Here is a 21,575-nt window from a genome sequence, read left to right on the forward strand (position 1 = left end):
CGAGTATTATGACAATGTCCGCTCTCACGAAACCCTGGGCGGGTTAGCGCCCAGGGCATACGAGTTGGCGGCTTGAACCGAGGTGTCTACTTTTTCGGGGGCACACCAGTAGCGTGCTCGTAGCTCGTAGCTCGTAGCTAGTAGCTAGTAGCTGGGGTCCATGCTCGTCGTCGCTCGACTTCCACAAACGACAGAGGCCCTGCCTTGCGGCAGGGCCTCTGTCTGAATCATGTCACTCCCCGAAGGGAGAAAGCATGATTACTTACGCATGGAAGTCTGGAACATGCGGTTCATCTCTTCACGGTTCTGCTGAGACAGCTGCAGAGCCGCCTGAGCGTCGCGCTGAGCCTGGGTCGCAGTAGCCTGCGCCTGGTTTGCAACGCTCAGAGCCTGAGAAGCGTCAGCCTGAGCCTGCTCGGCAGTAACACGAACTTCTTCCAGAGCGCTGGAAGAAGCACAGCCAGCCAGAACGGCCAGAGAAGCAGCGGCAGCGGTCAGCTTCAGAGTAGTCTTGAGAGTCATGGTGTTCTCCTTGAGTCTTCCTTGGTACTTCGTTGGTGATGCTTTCGCATCAGGCTTCCTGCAAAGGCAGGCCTTTCTTGCAGCGACTTGTGCTGCGAAGCACGGGAGTCAAACGCTGTTTTATTATAGAAAACGGCGCTTGTCCAGAGTCTTCGTCGTCCTGTGCGCATCTAAAGACTAGCGGATGACGACGCGAGTGCCAACTCCAATTAACGAAGCCAGCTGTTCAATTTCCTGGTTGGTGACGGCGACACAGCCATCCGTCCAGTTGAGGTTACGATGGATATTCATGTCACCTTCACCGACACCATGGATGCCAATGTAACCACCCAGTACCGTATCCTGAGGAGGCGACTGATGACGCCGATAGTAATCGAAATAGGCGTCGTAATCATATTCCGTATATACCCCCGATTCCAACGCCATCCGTGCATGCAACGGTGTCGGATAGTCCAGGCCGATGAAGATGTCGAACTTGCTGTCATAATTGAAGCGATTGACGTGGAATTCCCCGAGTGGCGTGGTTCTATCACCCATGACGCGCTGCAGGTCAGCGCCGCCTCGACCAAAGCGAATCGGCGCGAAACGAGCCAGCTCGACATTGCCCTGATATACCGTGAGGTTGGATTGCTGATTGTCGATCAACACCCACACCTCTCCAATGGAAGTGGGCACAATGGCACGTCGCAACAGGTCTTCCATCACCCCGGTACTAGCCCAACCAGTCACCGGGAGTAGCAAGGATGTCCCAAGTATCATTTGGATCAGTCGGCGGCGGGTGATTCCTGACATACGATTGAGCTCACTTTCCAATTTCAAGAAGTCTGGTTAAATTCTGTAACAACGGCATCAGCAGGATATACCCCACTCTTTCCGATAGCTATACCACCCGCACGACACCTTCTTTACAACTTATTACCAGTGTCGCAACTCTAGTGTATCTATATTGCGACAAATATACTTTACCACTCTTCACTCGTCTCTCGCAGCGAGGCAATCTCGCGGCGCGCCGCACGAATACAGCCACGCAACTGCTCTTCCAGCGGCCCGACTGAGTCGCTGACCGAAATCAACTGGGCATTGACGGGGCCTCGTCTGGTTGAGGCCGCTCCCTGATCACTGTGCAACGCCTCAAGCCTGAGCATCAACCAGCCCAGCCAGCTCTCACCATCCGAGGCAAGGCTGCGCAGGCGCTGCAATTCGGCCAGCGCTGGTTGATCATCCGCCTCCCCAACCAACAGCTCCCGCCAATCATGGGAGCCCAGTTGAGCGTGACTGGATACGTCCCGCAGCAAGGCATTCAGGGCCAGTTCGAGCAGGGCGAGTGCACCTTCTTCGCCGGCCCTGAGTCGAGCCTCACGGTGCTCGTCATCCCGCGTATCGATGTCGAGCAACAACTCTGCCTGATACAGCAACTGATTGGTTCTGGCCCTGGGTGTCACTTGCGCTTGTCCTCGACCTGCCAGGTCTTGCCGTCAAAGGTCGCCTTCCAACCACTGGCCTTGCCCTTGTCATCATCGGTCATCACGAACTGCTCCTTGAGCTTGCGTGAGAAACGAATCTGCGCGGGGCGGCCATCCGGGTCCTCGCTGGGCGCATCCAACAGGTAACGGTACTTGTCCGGCAATTCGCTGGCATGGGACTTGAGTTCCTTGACCAATGGCGGACGCGTCTCGCGATTACGCGGGAACTTACTGGCCGCCAGGAACAGGCCACTGGCACCGTCGCGCAGCACATAATGATCCTCCACCTTCTGACAGGCCAGTTCCGGCATTGGAATCGGATCCATCTTCGGTGGTGCCACCTCTCCGTTGCGCAGTAGCTTGCGGGTGTTGCGACACTCATCATTGGTACAACCGAAGTACTTACCGAAACGCCCCGCCTTGAGCTGCATCTCGGATCCACACTTGTCGCACTCGATGGTCGGCCCGTCATAGCCCTTGATGCGAAACTTGCCTTCCTCGACCGAATAGCCGGAACAGTCCGGGCTATTGCCGCAGATGTGCAGCTTGCGGTGCTCATCGATCAGATAGCTATCCATCGCCGTCGAGCAGACCGGACAGCGCTGCTTGGCACGCAGGGCGTCGGTTTCGGCATCTTCGCCGGCATCCGCAGCCACGGCTTCCTCGCCGGGCAGCAGGTCGATGGTCGTCTTGCAACGTTCCTTCGGCGGCAGATTGTATCCGCTACAGCCCAGAAAGACGCCGGTAGATGCTGTCCGAATCTGCATCTTGCGTCCACAGGAAGGGCAGTCAATGTCTGTAGGAACCGGCTGATTCGGGCGCATACCCTCATCGCTCTCGGCTTCCTGCAGTTCATTGCGGAATTCGTGATAGAAGGCATCCAGCAGTTCGCGCCAGTTGCGGTCCCCTTCCGCCACCTCGTCAAGATTGTCTTCCATGCGCGCGGTGAAGGAATAGTCCATCAAGTCAGGGAACGACTCCTTGAGGCGTTCGGTGACGATATCGCCAAGCTTCTCGGCGTAGAAACGACGGTTCTCGAGCTTGACGTAGCCACGGTCCTGAATGGTGGAAATGATCGCTGCATAGGTCGACGGTCGGCCGATACCACGCTTTTCCAGCTCCTTGACCAGACTGGCCTCGGTATAGCGAGCCGGTGGCTTGGTGAAGTGCTGGCGAGGATCCAACGCTTCCAGCGTCATCGTGGTGCCCTTCTCGAGATCGGGCAACGACTGATCTTCGTCCTTGCGCCCCATGGGCGTCATCACCCGGGTATAACCATCAAACTTGAGCACCCGGCCCCGTGCCTTGAGCTCGAAGCCGTTGACTTCGACCGTCAGCGTGGTCGACAGATACTCTGCCGGCGTCATCTGACAGGCCACGAACTGACGCCAGATCAGTTCATACAGGCGCTCGGCATCACGCTCCATACCACTCAGTTCTGTGGCGCGGCGGGTGACCTCTGAAGGTCGGATCGCTTCGTGCGCTTCCTGAGCCCCTTCCTTGCTCGAATAACGATTCGGCGCCTCGGGCAGATAGCGTTTGCCGAACTCACCATCGATATACTCACGCACGCTGTCCACCGCTTCCTGCGAGAGATTGGTGGAGTCGGTACGCATATAAGTGATGTAACCCGCCTCATAGAGGCGCTGCGCCAGGGTCATGGTCTTCTTGACCGAGAATCCCAGACGACCACTCGCGGCCTGCTGCAGCGTCGAGGTGATGAAGGGCGCGTTGGGCTTTGAACGGGTCGGCTTGTCCTCACGCGAGGTGATCGACAGGCTGGCCTTGTCGAGTCCAGCGATCCGTTTGAGCGTCTCTTCCTCACTGGTGGGACGGAAGGCGCCCTGAGCATCGCGCACCAGTTCGAAGCGCACCACTTCGCCGTTCGGCGTCGCGAGGTCGGTGTGTACGTCCCAGAACTCTTCCGGGACGAAGGCACGGATCTCACGTTCGCGCTCAACAATCAGGCGCATGGCAACCGACTGCACACGACCGGCCGATAGCCCACGAGCCACCTTGGACCACAGCAACGGCGACAGCATGAAACCCACGACCCGGTCGAGGAAGCGGCGTGCCTGCTGCGCCTCCACACGTGGGATATTCAACGTACCGGGATCCTTGAAGGCATCCTTGATGGCATTGCGAGTGATCTCGTTGAATACCACCCGACGATAACGCTGCTCGTCCCCACCGATGGTCTCGCGAAGGTGCCAGGCAATGGCTTCCCCCTCGCGATCAAGATCGGTCGCGAGATAGACGGTATCAGCCTTGGCAGCCAACTTCTTGAGCTCTGCGACCACCTTTTCCTTGCCCGGCAGAACTTCGTAGGTTGCATCCCAGCCGTTATCCGGATCGATGCCCATGCGCCGAATCAGTTGTGCCTGAGCCTTCTGCTTGCGGTAGACCGCCTTGTCTTCTGCCGACATCTTGCGCGTCGCCGCCGCCTGACGCGCACGCTCACTGGGATCGGAGGCTGACTTGCCCGAGCCACTGGTCGGCAGATCACGAATATGACCCACGCTCGACTTCACGATGAATTCGTCGCCGAGGTACTTGTTGATCGTCTTTGCCTTGGCTGGCGACTCGACAATGACCAGAGACTTGCCCATAGCACTCCACAATATTCGCGACGTCGCGGCTTCCTGCGCACGTCGATGGATGACTGCCTCATCCCGACAGGATGACGGAAAAATGCGCTTACCCTACCCCAGCCCCGAGCATCACGCCAGTCACATGGATCACGGGAAGGCAAATGACACCTCGAGCAGGAGGTATCGCCAAGAGACTAGACGCAAGGCTGTAGCGCCGACAAGCCCATTGATGGTGTTCGATTGCAACGCATGATGCCTCCGCACAACCGCGGAGGCATCATGACGTGCTCTCTCGACCTATGACTTACGCTGTCTGGGGGTACTCCGCCCACGCCGAGATGGCGCCGGCTTGTCGTCCCCGGCTTCGACATCGGATGATGCGCTGCTGGGTGTCGCTTCCCTGGACTTTGCAGTTGTCCGGGCAGAGGTCTTCTTCTCGGTCACCGCCTTGCTGCGAGGTTCGGCCTTCTTCCGCGGCTCGGCCTTCTTCTCTGGCTCGGCTTTCTTCTCCGACTCGGCTTTCTTGTCAGACTCGACACCAGTCCGAGGTGAGACCTTGCTCGAGGCGGCGTCGCTGGAGACCACATCAGCCTTCTTATCGGTGCTCGACGCCGTGCTGCGACGGCGAGTCGTACCCGCGCTCCTGGCTGACGTACCGTTGCCGGAGGAGCCACTGCTGCTGCGACGAGCCGTACTGCGAGCCTTCGGGCGCGCCTCGGCAAACAGTGCCTTGACGCGCTCGAGTCGCCCTGCCGCCCGCTCGCTGAGTTCACCACTGGCAGCCAACACATGCTCGATGTGTTCGATGTGGGCGTCGATCTCGGCCGCCGTCTGTCCCTCGAGCAACCGAGGTATCGACTCCAGCGCCTGCTGCTTGTCCAGCTTGAGGATGAAGAACTGCTCACGCAGCAGCTCCTTGAAGTCTGCCAACTGCAGACGCGGCTCGAGTTCCGCGCGGGATGCCTGTAGACGCCGGAAGTTGCGTCCATCCGTTGCAGGAGCACCACCCAACACGTAGATCATCGAGCGCATCACGGCTTCATGGCTGCCACCTTCCGCCACACGGGCACGTAGCTCCTGCTGCCGGTTCTCAATGAAACGACGGCGCTCGGGTTCGGCTCCCGGCAAGCGCGGCCGTGCCTCCGGTGTACCATGCAGACCCACCGCTGACTGCAACAACGGTTGCCCATAGACATCGAGAAACAGACTTTCGGTGGCATTGTCACGCAGTACTCGCCAGGCATCCAGGCTACGCGACACATGCCCGGAGAGAATATCCTCGAAGACTCGAAAGATGTTGTCGTCAGACACCGGCTGCCGGTCACGACGAACCATATTCGCCAGTACCGGCAAGGGCGCCATCAATGGATTGCGATCCGACAGCAGACGATAGCCCAGACGACTGGGATGCATGCTCCGCATCAGGCGCGCACTCTCGGGCGTTGATACCGCACGCACCCAGGGCTGCAGGAATTGGCGATAGAGGCCCAGATTGATCTCGGAAACTCTCGCCACGGTGGCAAAGCGACGCTCGTCCTCGGCGTCCCACTTGACCACCTCGTTCAGATCGTCCAGATCGCGCGTCTCGAACTCAAGCAGATAGTCGCGCTCGATCAGCTCGGCATCCGGGCGCTCGGCGGCAGTCGAAACACGAGTTTCATAGAGACCGGGCGGCAGAACATCGATGTAATCCATGTTCGCGGTGAACTCGGTATGCTCCTTGCGCGATACGCTGCCGGAAACAAAGATGCCGAGATGGCCAGTGCTGTCGTGGACGCAATAGACAATGGTCTGTTCGTTGGCCAGGATGTCATCGACGCCGCCATACAGATCTCGCACCCAGCCCAACGCCTGTGGGGGCGGCGTGATGTTGTCCCCCCTGGAGCAGAACACCACCACAGGCGAGCGGACATTGCGCAGATCGATGCGCCGGCCATCGGACGTCACCAGACGCGCGGTGGACAGTCGGTTGCCGACAAACAGGTTATCGACAATATACTGGATTTCCTCGCCACCCAGCACCACATGGCCGCCCCACCAGCGCTCGAAACGCAGATAACGCTCGGCCTCGGTATCGACATTGGCATACAGCTGATACTGCTTGTCCCACCAGGTATTGGCCGGATTGAGACGCTCGAAGTTCTGTACCAGCCAGGCACCGTCAAACAACCCATCCCCCGCATCGGAAAGCAGGTGAGTCATCCAACTGCCCCCGGTCATGCCCCCGGTATAACGCATCGGCGCATTGCCATGCTCCCCTGCCCAATAGGACAGCGGCGCACCGGCAATCAGAATCGGCCCGAATACATCAGGCTCCAGCGCCGCCGCCATCATGATCTGCCAACCTGCCTGACAGTTGCCGACCACCATTGGTTTTTCGCTATCCGGGTGGCGTTCGATCACATGGTGCAGGAAGGCCACCTCGGCCTCGACCACATCCTCCACGGTCTGGCCCGGTACCGGATACGGCATGAACGCTATGAAATAGCAAGGATGACCGGCACGCAGCGCCACACCGATTTCGCTGTCCGCCTTGAACCCGCCAATCCCGGGACCATGCCCGGCACGGGGATCAACCACCACGAAAGGACGCGACTGCTCATCAGTCACCACGCCTTCAGGAGGATGAACACGCAGCAGTTCGTAATTGACCGGACGCGACAGATCCTCGCCCATCATGATGATATCGGCGTCAAAGCCCAGCACACTGGGGCGAGTCTTCTCGATGTGTTCGAGGTACTCATTGCCACGCTGGCGCATCACATCCCAGTACAGGACGTTACGCTCGACGGCGTCGCGCCAGTAATTGACCGCGGCGCGACCGAACCCGAAGGGATCGACCATCGAGACCAGGGATTCGGGGACTTGCGGCATTAGAGCGTTCATGGGTGACTCCCGAGGGTTGTTCAGGGCCGGTTGGCGTTTCGTCGCGGCTCACGCGGAACATCAACAGGCCCTGGTGCACAGGCACATCCAGCACTGTTCAGCCCATTACACACGAATATATTGCAGTGCAATATAGCGCACCTCCCCCGGTCATGCGAATACCGGCACACTCGAATCAGCAAAGTCCTACAGGTATTTCATACGGGCTCGCGTTATCTGCCAACGACATCGCCCGGTACTAAATCGCCCGGCACCAGGGCCGGGCGATACGCTGCAGGCAGGCTGTTCGAGCCCCTCTACTGCACTAGCCGTCGCAGGAACGGCAACGACACATTCTCGAAGTCAGCAGAGCTTCACTTGACCTCGATGCCATGCGCCTGCTGGTCGGCATGATAGGACGACCTGACCAACGGGCCGGAAGCTACATGGGTAAAGCCCATGGCCCTGCCCTGCTCGGCAAACCAGTCGAAGGTCGCCGGCGGCACCCAGCGATCCACCGGCAAGTGATTGCGCGACGGCTGCATATACTGGCCCAGGGTCAGCATATCGACGTTGTGGGCACGCAGATCACGCATGACCTCGATCACCTGCTCGTCGGCTTCGCCAACGCCCAGCATCAAGCCGGACTTGGTCATCACCTCGGGACGACGCTCCTTGTAGCCCTTGAGCAGATCCAGTGACCACTGGTAATCCGCGCCCGGGCGCACCTTGCGATACAGGCTAGGCACCGTCTCGAGATTATGGTTGAAGACATCCGGCGGCGTGGTTTCGAGAATATCCAACGCCACGTCCATACGACCACGGAAATCCGGTACCAGCACCTCGATCTCGATCTGCGGGCTGTCATTGCGAATCTCGCGGATGCAGTCGACAAAGTGCTGAGCACCACCATCACGCAGATCATCGCGATCGACAGAGGTCACCACCACATACTTGAGACGCATCTCGGCGATGGCTTCAGCCAACTCACGAGGCTCGCGCTCATTGAGTGCATTGGGACGACCATGAGCCACGTCGCAGAACGGGCAGCGACGTGTGCAGATATCGCCCATGATCATGAAGGTCGCCGTGCCGCCATGGAAGCACTCGCCGAGGTTCGGACAGGAAGCCTCTTCACAGACGGTGTGCAGACCATGGCGACGCAGGGTGTCCTTGATCCGGGTGACTTCCTTCGACACCGGCATACGCACGCGCAACCAATCCGGCTTGCGGGGCAACTCCTCGGTGGGAATGACCTTGACCGGAATGCGTGCCATCTTCTCGGCGCCACGCAACTTCACACCCCGTTCGACTCGGGTGTTCTTCCTGGCCTTCGCGGCTGCCGCAGCAGCCTGAATGGCTGAGTTGTCTGTCATGTCACTGTCCTGTGAAGGACCAGCCTGTTTCCATGCTGGTCAGTCGGTGATGAGTGATGAATGCTGGGTGATGGATGACATCAAGTGACCAGAGTCGCGGATGCGCTGAGTGCTGTCGGCAACCCGCTACGCTCGATCAGAGGTCGATCGCCAAGGCGGCGCGCCAGAGTTCGCAACAGTCGCTGCGTCTCGGCCTCGAAGTCCACTCTTCCCGCAATCAGATTGGCCAGTTGGGTCATGGCCAGTCCGGCATAACCACAGGGATTGATTCGCGAAAAGGGCGTCATGTCGCCGTCAAGATTGACCGCGACACCATGAAAACTGGCACCCCGTCGAATACGCAGCCCCAGAGAAGCGATCTTGGCATCGCCAACATAGACACCTGGCGCATCGGGACGCGCATGGGACTCGATACCATGCTCGGCAAGCATGTCGATCACACTGTTCTCCAGCGCAGTCACCAACTCGCGTACACCAATGCGGCTGCGTCGCACATCCAACAGCGGGTAAAGCACCAGTTGGCCGGGGCCATGATAGGTGACCTGCCCGCCACGATCCGTGGCCACTATCGGAATATCGCCAGGTGCAAGCACATGCTCGGGCTTGCCGGTCTGCCCCTGAGTGAATACCGGCTCATGCTCGACGACCCAGATCTGGTCCGCCGTCGCCGCATCGCGGCTGTCCGTGAGGTCGCGCATCGCCTGCCAGACCGGCGGATAGTCACGACGCCCGAGCCGGTAGACTTCAATCGGCTCCATCAGACCACCATATGCACGCGCTGAGTGGCCTTGAGCTCATCGAATAATGCCTTGAGCTGCGCCTCTCCGGTGGCCCGCATGGTGAGACGTACAGACTGGAATCGACCATTTCGGCTGTTGACCACCTCGACGCTGGTAACATCGAAGCCGGGATCATGACGCTTGACGACCTCGCCGACCAGAGCGGCAAAGTCCTCGGCAGCATCGCCGACTACCTTGATCGGGTAGTCACAGGGAAAAGTGATCGACACATCTTCGGGATTCGGCCCGCCAGCAGTGCGCAGATCACGAAAGCTACGCTCAGTCATCCGTTGCCTCTGTGCTTGTATACCCGACCATTCTACTCAACCTACCGTTTCCGACCAAGCAAAACACCGGGAGGGACCTCTGGTCACCTCCCGGTGTTATCAACCTGGCAATCAAATAGCTCATCCTGATCGATTTGATTGTCGTCCGCACCACACTGGCGCAGATGCACGGATCTGCTGGTGTGGTGCAGTCTCGCGTCGGCCTGATGGCCGACGGCGACACATCCCTGTGTCGCCATGAACCCAACATGAAAGCATGCCGAGTTCATATTTCATCCTGCTCGAAACGAGACGAAACTCAGTCGAACCAGCCACCGATCAGCTCAGAGAAGAAACGGTGGACCTTGTCGAACATGCGCTTGAAGAAGCCACCCTGCTCGACGGCCTCCAGCGCCACCAGCGGACGCTCACCGACGACTTCATCGCCCAGTCGCACTTCCATGGTACCAACCTGCTGTCCTGCCGCAATCGGCGCCACCAGACTCTCGTTGATATCCAGGCGCGCGGTCAACTCGTCATTGCGCGAGCGCGGCACCGTCATGTAGACATCACGATCCACACCCACTTTCAGCTCGCTGCTGGTCCCTTCCCAGACTCGCGGGGTATTGAGTACCGCTCCCTGATCGTACAGCTTGAGTGTTTCGTAATAACGGAAGCCATAGCTCAGCAACTTCTGGGTTTCCTGAGCCCTGGCCTCCTCGGAGGACGTGCCCAGCACCACCGAGATCAAGCGCATATCCTCACGCTGTGCGGACGATACCAGGCAATAGCCTGCTGCATCAGTCCAGCCGGTCTTCAGGCCATCGACACTATCATCACGCCATAACAGGCGGTTGCGGTTGTTCTGGTCGATACCGTTGTAGCTGAAGCTCTTCTGACTGTAGATCGCGTAGTGCTCGGGGTAGTCGAGAATGATGTGACGCGCCAGGCGCATCAGGTCACGGGCCGATGAATAATGATTATCCGCAGGCAGGCCCGTGGCGTTGACATAGTGAGTATTCTCCATGCCCAACTGAGCGGCATGCTGGTTCATCAGATCGGCAAACGGCGCCTCTCCACCGGCCAGGTACTCGGCCATGGCCACACTGGCATCGTTGCCGGAGACAATGACGATACCGTGCAACAGGTCTGTCACGGAGACCCGAGTCCCCACTTCGACGAACATCTTGGACCCACCGGTGCGCCAGGCGTTCTCACTGATCGGCACCATGTCATCCGGCTGGATATTGCCGCGTTCCAGCTCACGCTCGACCAGGTAGGCAGTCATCAGCTTGGTCAGACTGGCCGGTGGCACGCGCTCATCAGGGTTGCGCTCGGCCAGCACTCGACCGCTGTTGGCGTCGATAAGGATCCACGATGTCGCCGCGATCTGCGGCGACGCAGGAATCATTACCAGCGGCTCGGGAACATCAGGCTGAGGCACCGCCGGCGTCTGCTGAGCGCTCACCCAGGGTGCCACCAGTGACAAGCAGACAAGTGTCGACGCAATGATGCGTCGGTAGGACAATCTGGAGATCATGTTGATATGTCTCTATGCATCGTATGATAAACGTCGGTGACCCTGGGGCCACCTCATGATGACAAGCTGTCTGAGGTCACTGACCACCGACAACGAAACTCTGCGGATAACCCGCCTGGCTCAACGCCTGGCGCACCGGCTCCACCTGACTACGACTGGCCAGCGGCCCCACCTGGACCTTGTACAGCCCGGCGGCACCCTCCACCCTCACACTCTGGTTCAGCTCGCTCTGGAGCTTCGATTGCAGCGAACGAGCGCCATCTGCCGAGCCCAATGCCGCGACCTGCAGAAAGACCTCAGAACCGCCGCCGGATGGTGCTGGAGCCGCGCTGGCCACCGGCGTAGCCTGCTTGACCGAAGCAGCCTGCTGACTAGCCGTTGACGCCTGCGCAGGTGCTGATGAGGTCGGTGCCGATACCTGGCCACCGCTGGCCTGCCACTGCTGCGGATCAATGGCCGTTACCCGGACATTCCCGGTACCGTGGCCAAGGATATCCAGACGCGCGGCTGCCGCATAGGAAAGATCGATTTCGCGATCATCGTGGAACGGCCCCCGATCATTGACACGAACGATCACCGAACGCCCGTTGTCCAGATTGGTCACCTGGGCGTAACTGGGCAGCGGCAGGTTCTTGTGCGCCGCGCTCATCTTGTACATGTCATAGATCTCGCCATTGGATGTGGCGTATCCATGAAATTTCTGACCATACCAGGAGGCCGTTCCCTCCCGTGAATAGCCCCGCGCATCGTCCATGACATGATAGGTCTTGCCCCACACCTCATAGGTCGAACGGTTGCCGGCCGAGGAGCGCGGCTCCACTCGTGGCACAGCATCAGGCACCTGGCTGACATCCGGCGGCGTCTCCGGATAGGCATCGCCACTCATGGCATAACGCCCACCGGTACTGGTCGCTTGTGCCGTCGAATCGGGTGCCGTGGATGCTGAAGAAGACGACTCCGGGGCAGTGCTGTTGCCGGCACAACCGGCGAGTACCAGCACCATGCCCAGTGCCGAAGGAACGAGAGATCGTCGCATCATGTCTGCGGCTCCGTCTCTGTGGCTTGCAACCATGACCGCCCACCCAATTGCTCCACCTCGGCAATCGCCTCGGCCAACTCGGTGACAGCCATGGCATAGAGATAGCTGTGGTTGTAACGCGTAATGACGTAGAAGTTCTCGCCCGCCATACGATAGCGTGTGGTCCCATCGCCCATATCCAGAGCCAGAGGCACGACCTGCTGATCTGCAGGCAAGGGCTCAACCGGCGTGATGCCCACTGCCGCCAGTTCCGCGACACTGACATCGGGGCGATCATCCCGATTGAAGTCGATACTGCTCGGTGGCGTGGCAGGCCCTTCGGCGTCCCAGTAGATAACCCCGCCCGGCTGCCAGCGGTGCTCGGCAAAATAATTGGCCACGCTGCCGATGGCATCCTCAGGATCGGTCCACAGATTGCGGTGGCCATCCCCATTGAAATCTACCGCATAGGCCTGATAGCTGGTGGGAATGAACTGCGGGTAGCCCATGGCGCCCGCATAGGATCCCTTGAGCTCCGCGGGGTCGACCTCCTGCTCATAGGCAATCTGCAGAAACGCCTCGAGTTCGCCGAGAAAGAAGTCGCCACGCCGCGGATGATGGAAAGCCAGGGTCGACAGTGAGTCAAGCACCCGATGGTCACCGGTGATCTGACCATAACGGGTTTCAACACCGATGATGCCGGCAATGATCTCCGGCGGCACACCGTACTGCTGCTCGGCACGTTCAAACGCATCGCGGTGGGCCTCGATAAAGGCCGCACCTTCATTGATACGCTCGTCACCAAGGAAGATCCCTCGGTAGCGATGCCAGGTCATGTGATATTCGGCAGCACCACTCATGGCATCAAGCACCGATGACTGGAAGCGGGCATGGCTCATGGCATCATCCAGCCATTCTCGGTCGACGCCCTCAGCCGCCACCCGATCCACCATGGCCCTGACCTTCGCCGACTCGGCAGGGTCAAAATCTGCGGCCTGAACCATCATCGGCATCGCGGCCAACAGCATACAAAGCGCTGCACCAACGCCACCTTTTCCCTGGAACGGGGGCACCTTCATTCATCCTCTCCCTGAATCAGCGCCTGCCGGCACGATTTCCAGGTCCTTTCAGACCTGGCAATTTCAGATCTGGTAATTTCAGATCCGGCAATCAGAATGAGACGACTCTCATTTCCTCTGACTGCTATCGCGGCAACAAGCGGCGGTGTGCGTGAACCGCCATGAGAATACCGAAACCGGCCATCAAGGTCACGCTGGAAGTGCCGCCGTAACTTACCAGCGGCAACGGCACTCCAACCACCGGTAGAATGCCGCTGACCATACCGATGTTGACGAACACATAAATGAAGAAGGTCAGCATGATGCCGCCTCCCAGCAGGCGACCGAAGGTGTCCTGAGCCGACCCTGCCAGCCACAGGCCTCGGGCGACGATCAACAGGTACAGCATCAGAAAGGCCAGCATGCCGATGAGGCCAAACTCCTCGCCCAACACCGCCACAATGAAGTCGGTGTGACGTTCCGGCAGGAACTCCAGTTGAGACTGGGTGCCATGCAGCCATCCCTTGCCCCAGATGCCGCCACTGCCGATGGCGGTGGTCGACTGGATGATATTCCAGCCCGCCCCGAGAGGGTCACTTTCCGGGTCGAGGAAGGTCAGCACCCGCTGGCGCTGATAGTTGTGCATGTTCATCCACAACAGCGGTAGAGCAGCGCTGGCCAGTGCCACTATGACACCAATGAAACGCCAGGACAGACCGGCCAGCAGAATCACGAATACTGCTGCCGCCGCGACCAGCAACGAAGTCCCCAGGTCGGGCTGTCTGGCAATCAGGCCAACAGGCAAGGCGATCAACACCGCACAGCCCAACAGCACACGCCAGTTGGGCGGCAATTCATGGCGACTGATCCAGGCCGCCACCATCATGGGCATGGCGAGCTTCATCAATTCCGAGGGCTGGAAACGAATCAGTCCGGGAATCTCCAGCCAGCGCTGGGCACCCATGCCGATATCCCCCAGCACCTCCACCGCTACCAGCATCAACAAGCCGAAGAGGTACGCAGGCAAGGCCCAGCGCATCAAGGTCTGTGGCGAGAACTGCGCCAGCACCAGCATTACCACCAGCGCAACACCGAAACGTATCGCCTGGGCAATGACCATATGGCTGCTTTCACCGCTGGCGCTGTACAGTACCACCAGCCCACTGCACATCAACAGCAGCAGCATACCCAGCAACCAGGGGTCGAGATGCAATCGCTGCCAGATGGTCTTGCGCCGCGAGATACCACTTTGTGACTGCTTGACCGGATAGGCGCGTGATGGGCGCAACAGGTCAGTGATCATGGGCGACTCTCCGCATCATTCCCCCCGAGACAGGATTCCTGTTCGGGAAGCCCGCAATTGTGATCGAGAATCCAGGCATCAGTCATGGCTCTGGCCAGGCTGGCGGCGTGAGTCGAACCGCCACCGGCGTTCTCGACGATCACCGATACTGCAATCTGCGGATTGTCGACCGGTGCAAAGGCCATGAACAGAGCGTGGTCGCGCAAGCGCTCACGCAGCTCCGAGGCGTTGTACTTCTGGTTCTGACCCAGCGAAAACACCTGGGCGGTACCGGACTTGCCGGCCATACGGTACTCCAGGCCAGCACCGGTACGTCGTGCGGTTCCTTCGCGACCGGACAACACCTTCTCCATGCCACTGAAAACCCGATCCCAATAGCTGTCATTGCTGACTTCGATATCCGCTGGCGTATCCGGCAGATCCGCCGGAACGTCTTCTTCACCGATACTCCGCGCCAAGCGCGGACGCACCCAATGCCCACGGTTGGCCAGCACCGCAGTGGCCGATGCCAGCTGCAGTGGCGTCACCTGGAGATAGCCCTGGCCGATCCCCACCGAGAGCGTCTCCCCCGGGTACCAGGACTGCTCGAAGCGGGCCTGTTTCCAGTCCCGCGACGGCAACAGACCATCGCCTTGCCCGGCAACATCGGCGGCAACTCGAGTACCGAAGCCAAAATGCTCGAGGTTGTCGTGGATACGGTCGATGCCCAGGTCATGCGCAAGCGAATAGAAATAGGTGTTGTTGGACACCGCCAGCGCTCGCTCGAGGTCGACTCGGCCATGCCCCCAGCGCAACCAGTTGCGATAGCGACGATCATCATTGGGCAGTTGGTAGTAGCCAGGGTCATAGATCACCTGCTCAGGCGTGATGACACCTTCGATCAGCCCACTCATGGCCATGAACGGCTTGATGGTCGAGCCCGCTGGATAGCTGCCACGGGTGGCACGATTGAACAGCGGCAGGTCGAGGTCCTCCTGCAACCCTCGATAGGAGGCCACATCAATGCCGGTGACGAACTGATTGATGTCGAAGCCGGGTACCGATGCCATGGCCAGAATCTCGCCGGTCTGGGGAGCGATCGCCACAATGGCGCCGCGTCGACCGTCGAGCAGGTCATAGGCCAACTGCTGCATATCAATGTCGATGGTCAGGGTCAGATCACTACCCGGTTGTGGTGCTGTATGCCCCAATTCGCGCAGCACTCGACCGCGCGCATTGGTTTCCACCTTGCGCAGCCCGGCGCGACCATGCAGCTGCTCCTCATAGAAGTTCTCGATCCCGGTCTTGCCGATGAAATGAGTACCAGCGTAATTGCCCGGGTCGAGCTCCTTCAGTTCCTCGGCATTGATCCGTCCGACATACCCAAGGGCATGCGACATGATTTCTGCCTGCGGATAGTAGCGCAGCAACTGGGCCTGGACCTCGACCCCGGGCAAACGGTGACGATTGACTGCCAGCCGTGCGATCTGTGACTCGGTAAGATCGCTCATCAGCAGCGCCGGCTGGAAGGGGCGCTGACGCTGGCGCGAACGCACCTTGAATTCCTCGACCTCATCGGCGGGAAGCTGGAGCAGATCAACCAGCAAGGTCAGGGTCGCGTCGAGATCATCGACACGCTCCCTGACCAGCGTCAGGTTGTAGGTGGGACGATTCTCGGCCAGCAGGCGCCCATGGCGATCGTAGATCAGGCCACGGGTGGGTGGCAGCGGCTCCACGCGCACACGATTGTTCTCGGAACGTGTGCTGTAGACTTCATGCTCGACGATCTGAAGATAACAAAGTCGGCCCACGAGCAGGCTCGACAGCAACAACACCACCAACACCGCCAGGCTGGCACGCACACGAAAGATACGCAGCGCGTGCTCGGGGTTCTTCAGGGTATTACGAGGCTCGCGCATGTAAGAGGCAATCCTTGGCAGACAGGCTCATCGGTGATACGGATGCCCCACCATCAGTGTCCAGGCGCGATAAAGCTGCTCGGCAAGCACCAGACGGACCAGTGGGTGCGGCAGGGTCAAGGCGGAAAGCGACCAGCGCTGATGTGCGCGTGCCGACAGCTCGGCTGCCAGGCCATCAGGACCGCCAACGAGCAGCACGACATCGCGACCGTCCAGGCGCCACTGTTCAGCGGCCCCGGCAAGCCTCTCGGTACTCCAGGTCTTGCCGAGTACCTCCAGAGCTACCAGGTGTTCATCGCCCTTGAGGCGAGCCACGATACGCTCCGCTTCCTGAGCGACGGCACGCCCCACATCGGCATTGCGCCCGCGATGGCCTGGTGCAATTTCCTCGATCTCGAGAGTAAAGTCGCGTGGCAGGCGCTTGCGATATTCCTCGACGCCTTCGTTGACCCACCCCGGCATGCGTGTACCCACCGCCAACAGGCGGACCTTCATGCCTTGACCTCTTCTCCTGCTGGAGCGGCATCAGTTGGCAGGTCCGCCCACAGGCGTTCGAGATCATAAAGGTCTCGTGTTGCCGGCAGCATCACATGCACCACCAGTTCACCGATATCAACAAGCACCCAGTCAGAGCCGTTCTCGCCCTCGATGCCAATTGGCTGAATGCCGGCTTCCTTGACCGCGGTAACAACGCTGTCGGCCAGTGCCGAAACATGGCGCGTGGAAGTACCGCTGGCAACCACCATCCAATCCGTTACGCTGGTAAGGCGTGAAACGTCCAGTGCCGCGATGTCCCTGGCCTTGAGATCTTCCAACGCCTCCATCACGATCGTCTTCAGTGCGTCGATCTGCATAGCCCCTCATCTATGGGTATTCGGTAAGACCGTCATTGTAACCTGTGTGCCGACTTCTGGCAGTGACAAATAACGCTCAGGGGATCAGTTCAGGACACCGCGTCAGCGATACAGACCCAGACGACGAATTTCCGCTTCGACACTTTCGCTGAGCAGGTAGCGCACACTCGTGCCACTGACCAGACTGTCGCGGACGAAGGTCGCTGAAATTGCCATTCGCGACGGCAGCCGTAAACGCAGCAACCTGCCCTCGGGGTAAGCCATCAGCGCCTCGACACTGTCCACCTCGCGTCCGGCAAACAGTTGCTTGAGCGCATCCGGCAGAGGCTGCTCATGATCAGGTCTGTCGACCACTACCACGTGGGCAAGTTCAAGAATCCGCTCGGGCTGGCGCCAGTCGGCCAGCTTGAGGAAGGCATCATGGCCCACCGCCATCACCAGCCGAGCCTCCTTGCCGTAGCGTGATCGCAGGTCGGCAAGGGTGTCGGCACTCCACGACGGCCCTTCCCTTTCGAGTTCACACGGGTCTGCCATCAGCCCCGGCGTATCGCCGATCCCCAGACGCAGCAGCGCAAGACGCTGCTGCGAGGATACCTGAGGGCGACCCCGAAGAGGTGGCTGAGCGGCCGGCACCATGTGCACCCCATCCAACGACAGCGCCATGTGGAGTTCCACTGCCGTGCGCAGATGGCCGAGATGCACCGGATCGAAAGTGCCACCGAGCATGGCAATGCGTGCCGGGCCACCGCCTTCTGACAGCGCGAAAGTCATGCTCACTGGCGAATCTGCCCCTCACCGAACACCACATACTTGCGGGTGGTGAGTCCTTCCAGGCCCACAGGCCCCCGCACATGCAGACGGTCGGTGGAGATACCTATCTCCGCCCCCAGGCCATACTCGAAGCCATCGGCAAAACGAGTCGACGCATTGACCATCACCGAAGCGGAGTCCACCTCGGCAACGAAACGTCGCGCCAGCAGATAGTCACTGGTGACGATGGCATCGGTATGGCGGGAGCTGTAACGGTCGATGTGCGCCATGGCCGCATCAATACCATCGACCACACGAATCGCCAATACCGGGGCCAGATACTCGGTCCCCCAGTCCTCCTCGGTGGCCGGCAACATATCGCACACGATCACTCGGCAGCGCTCGCAGCCACGCATCTCGACACCCAGCTCCCGGTAGGCGTCCGCCAGCCGCGGCAGGATACTGTCGGCAATTGCCGCATCGACAAGCAGTGTCTCCATGGCATTGCAGACACCATAGCGGTGCGTCTTGGCATTGATGGCAATGGACTGCGCCATATCAGGATCAGCACTGGCATCTATATAGACATGACAGATACCATCAAGATGTTTGATCACCGGCACGCGCGCCTCACGCGAAATGCGCTCGATCAACGACTTGCCACCACGAGGGATGATGACATCGACATATTCGGGCATGGCAATCAACCGGCCTACCGCCGCACGGTCAGTGGTGGCAACGACCTGGACGGCACTGACTGCCAGTTCGGTTTCCTCGAGCGCTCGGGTAATACAGGCGGCCAGTGCAGCGTTCGATTCACTGGCTTCCGAACCACCACGCAGAATGCAGGCATTGCCCGACTTGAGACACAGACTTGCCGCTTCCATGGTGACGTTGGGGCGCGATTCATAGATGATGCCGATAACTCCAAGAGGAACGCGCATTTGACCAAGCTGAATGCCGCTCGGCAGCGACCGCAGGCCATCGACCTCTCCCACCGGATCCGGCAGCGCCGCTACCTGATGCAGCCCGTCGACCATCGCATCGATGCGCGCGTCGGTCAGCGCGAGGCGGTCGAGCATGGCATCGTCCAGGCCATTGGCACGACCCCGCTCGAGATCACGCTGGTTGGCGGCCTTGACCTCGCTACGCGCACCATCAAGCTGACGTGCCATGGCAGCGAGAGCCTCGTTCTTGCTCCGGGTAGTCGCACGACGCAAGGTGGCGGCCGCAGCGCGCGCGGCCTGACCGACCTCGGTCATGTAGGCGTCGACGTCGTCGATCACGGTGACAGCGGTTTCGGCATTCATACAGCCAGGTTTCTCCTGTGGGGGAACCACCGACGCCTCTGCAACTGGAAAAATCGTGCTGGAAACATCAGTGTCGAGAATATCGGTGAATGGCGTGGCAGCTCCTGCTGCGCGGCCCTTGTCATTGGAAGACAACCATCTTAAGACAGCATGCGGAACAAGTACAAAGTCACTCTGTTCAAGACCAACCTGCTCATCGGCGCACTGCTGCTTGGCTACCAGGCATTCACTGCACTGTATATCGCCGATGCCATCATTCTGGGACTCGCCGCGATCTGGCTGGCGATCACTGGACTGCTGCTGGAATTCAGCCATCGCCGCCACTCCCACCGTAGCTGGCTGCTGGGTGTCAGCACGCTGCTTACGGCGCTGATCCTGCTGTCACCCGATGCCCAGGCGCCCTGGCTGTGGGCCTGGCCATGCCTGCTGATGCTGGCCCAGCCCGCCTGGATGCTGGCGCTCAACATCGGCCTTACCAGCCTGTGCTGGTGGTGGCTGCTCAGTTCCCTGACGCTGCATCACTGGTTACTGAGCGGAGCGGCACTACTGTGCATGGTGTTGGTCGCAGTGGCTCGCTGGTTGCCGATTGGCCAGACCCATCGCAGCATGCTCAAGCGCGCCCGCCTGGCCCCCGGCCTACCGTTGTGGCCCCTCGCCCAGCTGGAACGCGACCTGCCCCGTGAACACGGGCGGGCAGCACGTGACAACGTCTTCGCTGAACTGCTGCTGATCCAGACCCCGGCTCGCCATCTCTGGTCACTGGCACAACAGATCTGCAACCGCATTCACGCCTTCGAGAATGTCTATCGGGTAGACGGTCGAACCATAGCGGTGATGCTCACCAGCCAGGATGGACTTCAGGCCGAGCTGCGGCGGACCGAGATTCTCGAGAACCTGACTCACCCGGCTACCGTACGAGCCGTATCGCTGAGCAGACTCACCAGCCTGTCTCAAGCACTGGTTGCTCTAGACCAACAACCACCGTCGACAAGCGTTGTTGAGGAGGTGTCATGAACGAGGCACCACAGTGGTCAGTCGGCCTGCGCGCCATCTCCGACATGATCGCCACACTGATGCTGGCGGGGCTGGCACTCTGGCACTACCTGCTAGGGGAATACATCGAGATCATCCTGCCGGCGGTACTGGCCTGCGTATTGCTGTTCGCCGCCCTGGCGGACCTCCGGCGTAAATCCGCATTCACCGGCTGGCTGCTGCTGATGTGTGGGTATCTGATGGCGGTGGATCGACTGCCGGACCTGGTGAGCTACCACGACTTCTGGCTCGGCGCACTGGTTCCGCTCCCGCTGCTGTTGCTGCCGATCGGGCCGGCTCTGCTGCTCGGTATCGTGATGCTACCGGTGTGGCTGATATCACTGCATGGTGGAATAGCGGAACTGATTCACGCGCTACCCTACCTGACACTGTTCGGTACGGTTTCGCTCACCGCCTGGGAGCATCTACGACAACGCGACCTCGCCAGGGCCACTGATCCCACCGACCCTGACTGTGATGCGATCAATCGCACCACACTCCACGAGCGCCTGTCCGGTGAGTTCGATCGTGCTCTGCACCTCAACCAGCGCCTGGCAGTGTTGATCCTCCATCTACCGCAACTCGACATCGCCAGCGAGCAGTTCGGTCCTCGCGCTCAACTGGCACAACTCGACCTGCTCTGTCGCGCCGTGCGCACACACTGCCGCAACCACGACTTTCTCGGCCGCGAGGGCCACGCCGATTTCTGGCTGGTATTGCCCAACACCACCGAAAGCGGTGCTCTGCTGGTGCTACGGCGGCTCGAACAGGCCCTTGACGAGGTGCGATTGACCGATACCGGCCCACTTACCCTGCGCACGCAATTATGTGCCCTGCGCAGCGGTGAGAACTGGGACCACTTCGAACAACGCCTCGCTATCCGCACACAATCCCTGACTGAGGCATAATTGACCTTTCCGGGCGCCAGGTATGCGCCCTTCTGGATATCG

The 21,575-nt window shown here is 59.9% G+C and carries 20 protein-coding genes; 2 read left to right on the top strand and 18 right to left on the bottom strand.

Annotated elements, in window-relative coordinates; genetic code table 11:
- Positions 1-258 precede the first annotated feature (258 nt).
- The 18 genes from BUE38_RS13165 to BUE38_RS13250 form a co-directional block, all read right to left on the bottom strand.
- Positions 259-522: an Lpp/OprI family alanine-zipper lipoprotein gene (locus tag BUE38_RS13165; protein ID WP_073435687.1), complete on the bottom strand. Its 264-nt coding sequence runs from the start codon at positions 520-522 to the stop codon at positions 259-261.
- Positions 523-699: 177 nt separating this feature from the next.
- On the bottom strand, positions 700-1,212 hold the full coding sequence (locus BUE38_RS13170) for a L,D-transpeptidase family protein (protein WP_307725395.1): 513 nt from the start codon (positions 1,210-1,212) through the stop codon (positions 700-702).
- A gap of 272 nt (positions 1,213-1,484) precedes the next feature.
- Positions 1,485-1,964: a DUF6586 family protein gene (locus BUE38_RS13175; protein ID WP_073435689.1), complete on the bottom strand. Its 480-nt coding sequence runs from the start codon at positions 1,962-1,964 to the stop codon at positions 1,485-1,487.
- Positions 1,961-4,594, bottom strand: a complete 2,634-nt coding sequence (gene topA / locus BUE38_RS13180; RefSeq protein WP_073435690.1) for a type I DNA topoisomerase — start codon at positions 4,592-4,594, stop codon at positions 1,961-1,963. Before topA ends, BUE38_RS13175 begins: the two co-directional genes overlap by 4 nt.
- Before the next feature lie 279 nt (positions 4,595-4,873).
- A complete protein-coding gene (locus BUE38_RS13185; RefSeq protein ID WP_073435691.1) occupies positions 4,874-7,462 on the bottom strand; it encodes a DUF3141 domain-containing protein in 2,589 nt (862 codons plus the stop codon).
- A gap of 353 nt (positions 7,463-7,815) precedes the next feature.
- Entirely contained in the window at positions 7,816-8,817 is a 1,002-nt protein-coding gene (gene lipA / locus BUE38_RS13190) for a lipoyl synthase (protein ID WP_073435692.1), read from the bottom strand.
- Between the two features lie 80 nt (positions 8,818-8,897).
- Positions 8,898-9,575: a lipoyl(octanoyl) transferase LipB gene (lipB, locus tag BUE38_RS13195; RefSeq protein ID WP_073435693.1), complete on the bottom strand. Its 678-nt coding sequence runs from the start codon at positions 9,573-9,575 to the stop codon at positions 8,898-8,900.
- On the bottom strand, positions 9,575-9,883 hold the full coding sequence (locus BUE38_RS13200) for an HP0495 family protein (protein ID WP_084541929.1): 309 nt from the start codon (positions 9,881-9,883) through the stop codon (positions 9,575-9,577). Before BUE38_RS13200 ends, lipB begins: the two co-directional genes overlap by 1 nt.
- 83 nt (positions 9,884-9,966) lie before the next feature.
- Positions 9,967-10,122 carry a hypothetical protein gene (locus BUE38_RS22975; RefSeq protein ID WP_159438888.1) on the bottom strand — a complete coding sequence of 52 codons (156 nt, stop codon included), beginning with the start codon at positions 10,120-10,122 and terminating at the stop codon, positions 9,967-9,969.
- 59 nt (positions 10,123-10,181) lie between these two features.
- Entirely contained in the window at positions 10,182-11,402 is a 1,221-nt protein-coding gene (locus tag BUE38_RS13210) for a D-alanyl-D-alanine carboxypeptidase family protein (RefSeq protein WP_073435695.1), read from the bottom strand.
- 76 nt (positions 11,403-11,478) lie between these two features.
- Positions 11,479-12,441, bottom strand: coding sequence for a septal ring lytic transglycosylase RlpA family protein (locus BUE38_RS13215; RefSeq protein ID WP_234986973.1), 963 nt, complete (start codon positions 12,439-12,441; stop codon positions 11,479-11,481).
- Positions 12,438-13,499, bottom strand: coding sequence for a lytic murein transglycosylase B (gene mltB, locus BUE38_RS13220; RefSeq protein ID WP_073435696.1), 1,062 nt, complete (start codon positions 13,497-13,499; stop codon positions 12,438-12,440). Before mltB ends, BUE38_RS13215 begins: the two co-directional genes overlap by 4 nt.
- 124 nt (positions 13,500-13,623) lie before the next feature.
- Positions 13,624-14,781, bottom strand: coding sequence for a rod shape-determining protein RodA (gene rodA, locus BUE38_RS13225; protein WP_073435697.1), 1,158 nt, complete (start codon positions 14,779-14,781; stop codon positions 13,624-13,626).
- Positions 14,778-16,679, bottom strand: a complete 1,902-nt coding sequence (gene mrdA, locus BUE38_RS13230) for a penicillin-binding protein 2 (protein ID WP_073435698.1) — start codon at positions 16,677-16,679, stop codon at positions 14,778-14,780. Before mrdA ends, rodA begins: the two co-directional genes overlap by 4 nt.
- Positions 16,680-16,706: 27 nt before the next feature.
- Positions 16,707-17,174: a 23S rRNA (pseudouridine(1915)-N(3))-methyltransferase RlmH gene (rlmH, locus tag BUE38_RS13235; protein ID WP_073435699.1), complete on the bottom strand. Its 468-nt coding sequence runs from the start codon at positions 17,172-17,174 to the stop codon at positions 16,707-16,709.
- Positions 17,171-17,533: a ribosome silencing factor gene (gene rsfS / locus BUE38_RS13240; protein WP_073435700.1), complete on the bottom strand. Its 363-nt coding sequence runs from the start codon at positions 17,531-17,533 to the stop codon at positions 17,171-17,173. The genes rlmH and rsfS overlap by 4 nt, the downstream gene beginning before the upstream one ends.
- A 102-nt stretch (positions 17,534-17,635) precedes the next feature.
- Positions 17,636-18,304 (bottom strand): nicotinate-nucleotide adenylyltransferase, encoded by a 669-nt coding sequence (gene nadD / locus BUE38_RS13245; protein ID WP_073435701.1) that lies wholly within the window; start codon positions 18,302-18,304, stop codon positions 17,636-17,638.
- Between the two features lie 2 nt (positions 18,305-18,306).
- Positions 18,307-19,593, bottom strand: a complete 1,287-nt coding sequence (locus BUE38_RS13250; RefSeq protein WP_073435702.1) for a glutamate-5-semialdehyde dehydrogenase — start codon at positions 19,591-19,593, stop codon at positions 18,307-18,309.
- A 150-nt stretch (positions 19,594-19,743) separates the two neighbouring features.
- Between BUE38_RS13250 and BUE38_RS13255 the strand changes: the two genes are divergently transcribed.
- Together BUE38_RS13255 and BUE38_RS13260 are read left to right on the top strand one after the other, a co-directional pair.
- Positions 19,744-20,607 carry a hypothetical protein gene (locus BUE38_RS13255; RefSeq protein WP_073435703.1) on the top strand — a complete coding sequence of 288 codons (864 nt, stop codon included), beginning with the start codon at positions 19,744-19,746 and terminating at the stop codon, positions 20,605-20,607.
- Positions 20,604-21,533 carry a diguanylate cyclase domain-containing protein gene (locus BUE38_RS13260; protein WP_073435704.1) on the top strand — a complete coding sequence of 310 codons (930 nt, stop codon included), beginning with the start codon at positions 20,604-20,606 and terminating at the stop codon, positions 21,531-21,533. The genes BUE38_RS13255 and BUE38_RS13260 overlap by 4 nt, the downstream gene beginning before the upstream one ends.
- Positions 21,534-21,575 lie beyond the last annotated feature (42 nt).

The organism is Halomonas cupida, from assembly GCF_900142755.1.
Lineage (GTDB): Bacteria > Pseudomonadota > Gammaproteobacteria > Pseudomonadales > Halomonadaceae > Halomonas > Halomonas cupida.

Coding starts and splice junctions, on each gene's coding strand:
- BUE38_RS13215 (WP_234986973.1), bottom strand. CDS start 12,441: ATGATGCGACGATCTCTCGTTCCTTCGGCACTGGGCATGGTGCTGGTA.
- nadD (WP_073435701.1), bottom strand. CDS start 18,304: ATGACTTTCGCGCTGTCAGAAGGCGGTGGCCCGGCACGCATTGCCATG.
- lipB (WP_073435693.1), bottom strand. CDS start 9,575: ATGGAGCCGATTGAAGTCTACCGGCTCGGGCGTCGTGACTATCCGCCG.
- mrdA (WP_073435698.1), bottom strand. CDS start 16,679: ATGCGCGAGCCTCGTAATACCCTGAAGAACCCCGAGCACGCGCTGCGT.
- rsfS (WP_073435700.1), bottom strand. CDS start 17,533: ATGCAGATCGACGCACTGAAGACGATCGTGATGGAGGCGTTGGAAGAT.
- BUE38_RS13260 (WP_073435704.1), top strand. CDS start 20,604: ATGAACGAGGCACCACAGTGGTCAGTCGGCCTGCGCGCCATCTCCGAC.
- lipA (WP_073435692.1), bottom strand. CDS start 8,817: ATGACAGACAACTCAGCCATTCAGGCTGCTGCGGCAGCCGCGAAGGCC.
- BUE38_RS13165 (WP_073435687.1), bottom strand. CDS start 522: ATGACTCTCAAGACTACTCTGAAGCTGACCGCTGCCGCTGCTTCTCTG.
- mltB (WP_073435696.1), bottom strand. CDS start 13,499: ATGAAGGTGCCCCCGTTCCAGGGAAAAGGTGGCGTTGGTGCAGCGCTT.
- BUE38_RS13250 (WP_073435702.1), bottom strand. CDS start 19,593: ATGAATGCCGAAACCGCTGTCACCGTGATCGACGACGTCGACGCCTAC.
- BUE38_RS22975 (WP_159438888.1), bottom strand. CDS start 10,122: ATGGCGACACAGGGATGTGTCGCCGTCGGCCATCAGGCCGACGCGAGA.
- BUE38_RS13210 (WP_073435695.1), bottom strand. CDS start 11,402: ATGATCTCCAGATTGTCCTACCGACGCATCATTGCGTCGACACTTGTC.
- topA (WP_073435690.1), bottom strand. CDS start 4,594: ATGGGCAAGTCTCTGGTCATTGTCGAGTCGCCAGCCAAGGCAAAGACG.
- rodA (WP_073435697.1), bottom strand. CDS start 14,781: ATGATCACTGACCTGTTGCGCCCATCACGCGCCTATCCGGTCAAGCAG.
- BUE38_RS13200 (WP_084541929.1), bottom strand. CDS start 9,883: ATGACTGAGCGTAGCTTTCGTGATCTGCGCACTGCTGGCGGGCCGAAT.
- BUE38_RS13255 (WP_073435703.1), top strand. CDS start 19,744: ATGCGGAACAAGTACAAAGTCACTCTGTTCAAGACCAACCTGCTCATC.
- BUE38_RS13185 (WP_073435691.1), bottom strand. CDS start 7,462: ATGAACGCTCTAATGCCGCAAGTCCCCGAATCCCTGGTCTCGATGGTC.
- rlmH (WP_073435699.1), bottom strand. CDS start 17,174: ATGAAGGTCCGCCTGTTGGCGGTGGGTACACGCATGCCGGGGTGGGTC.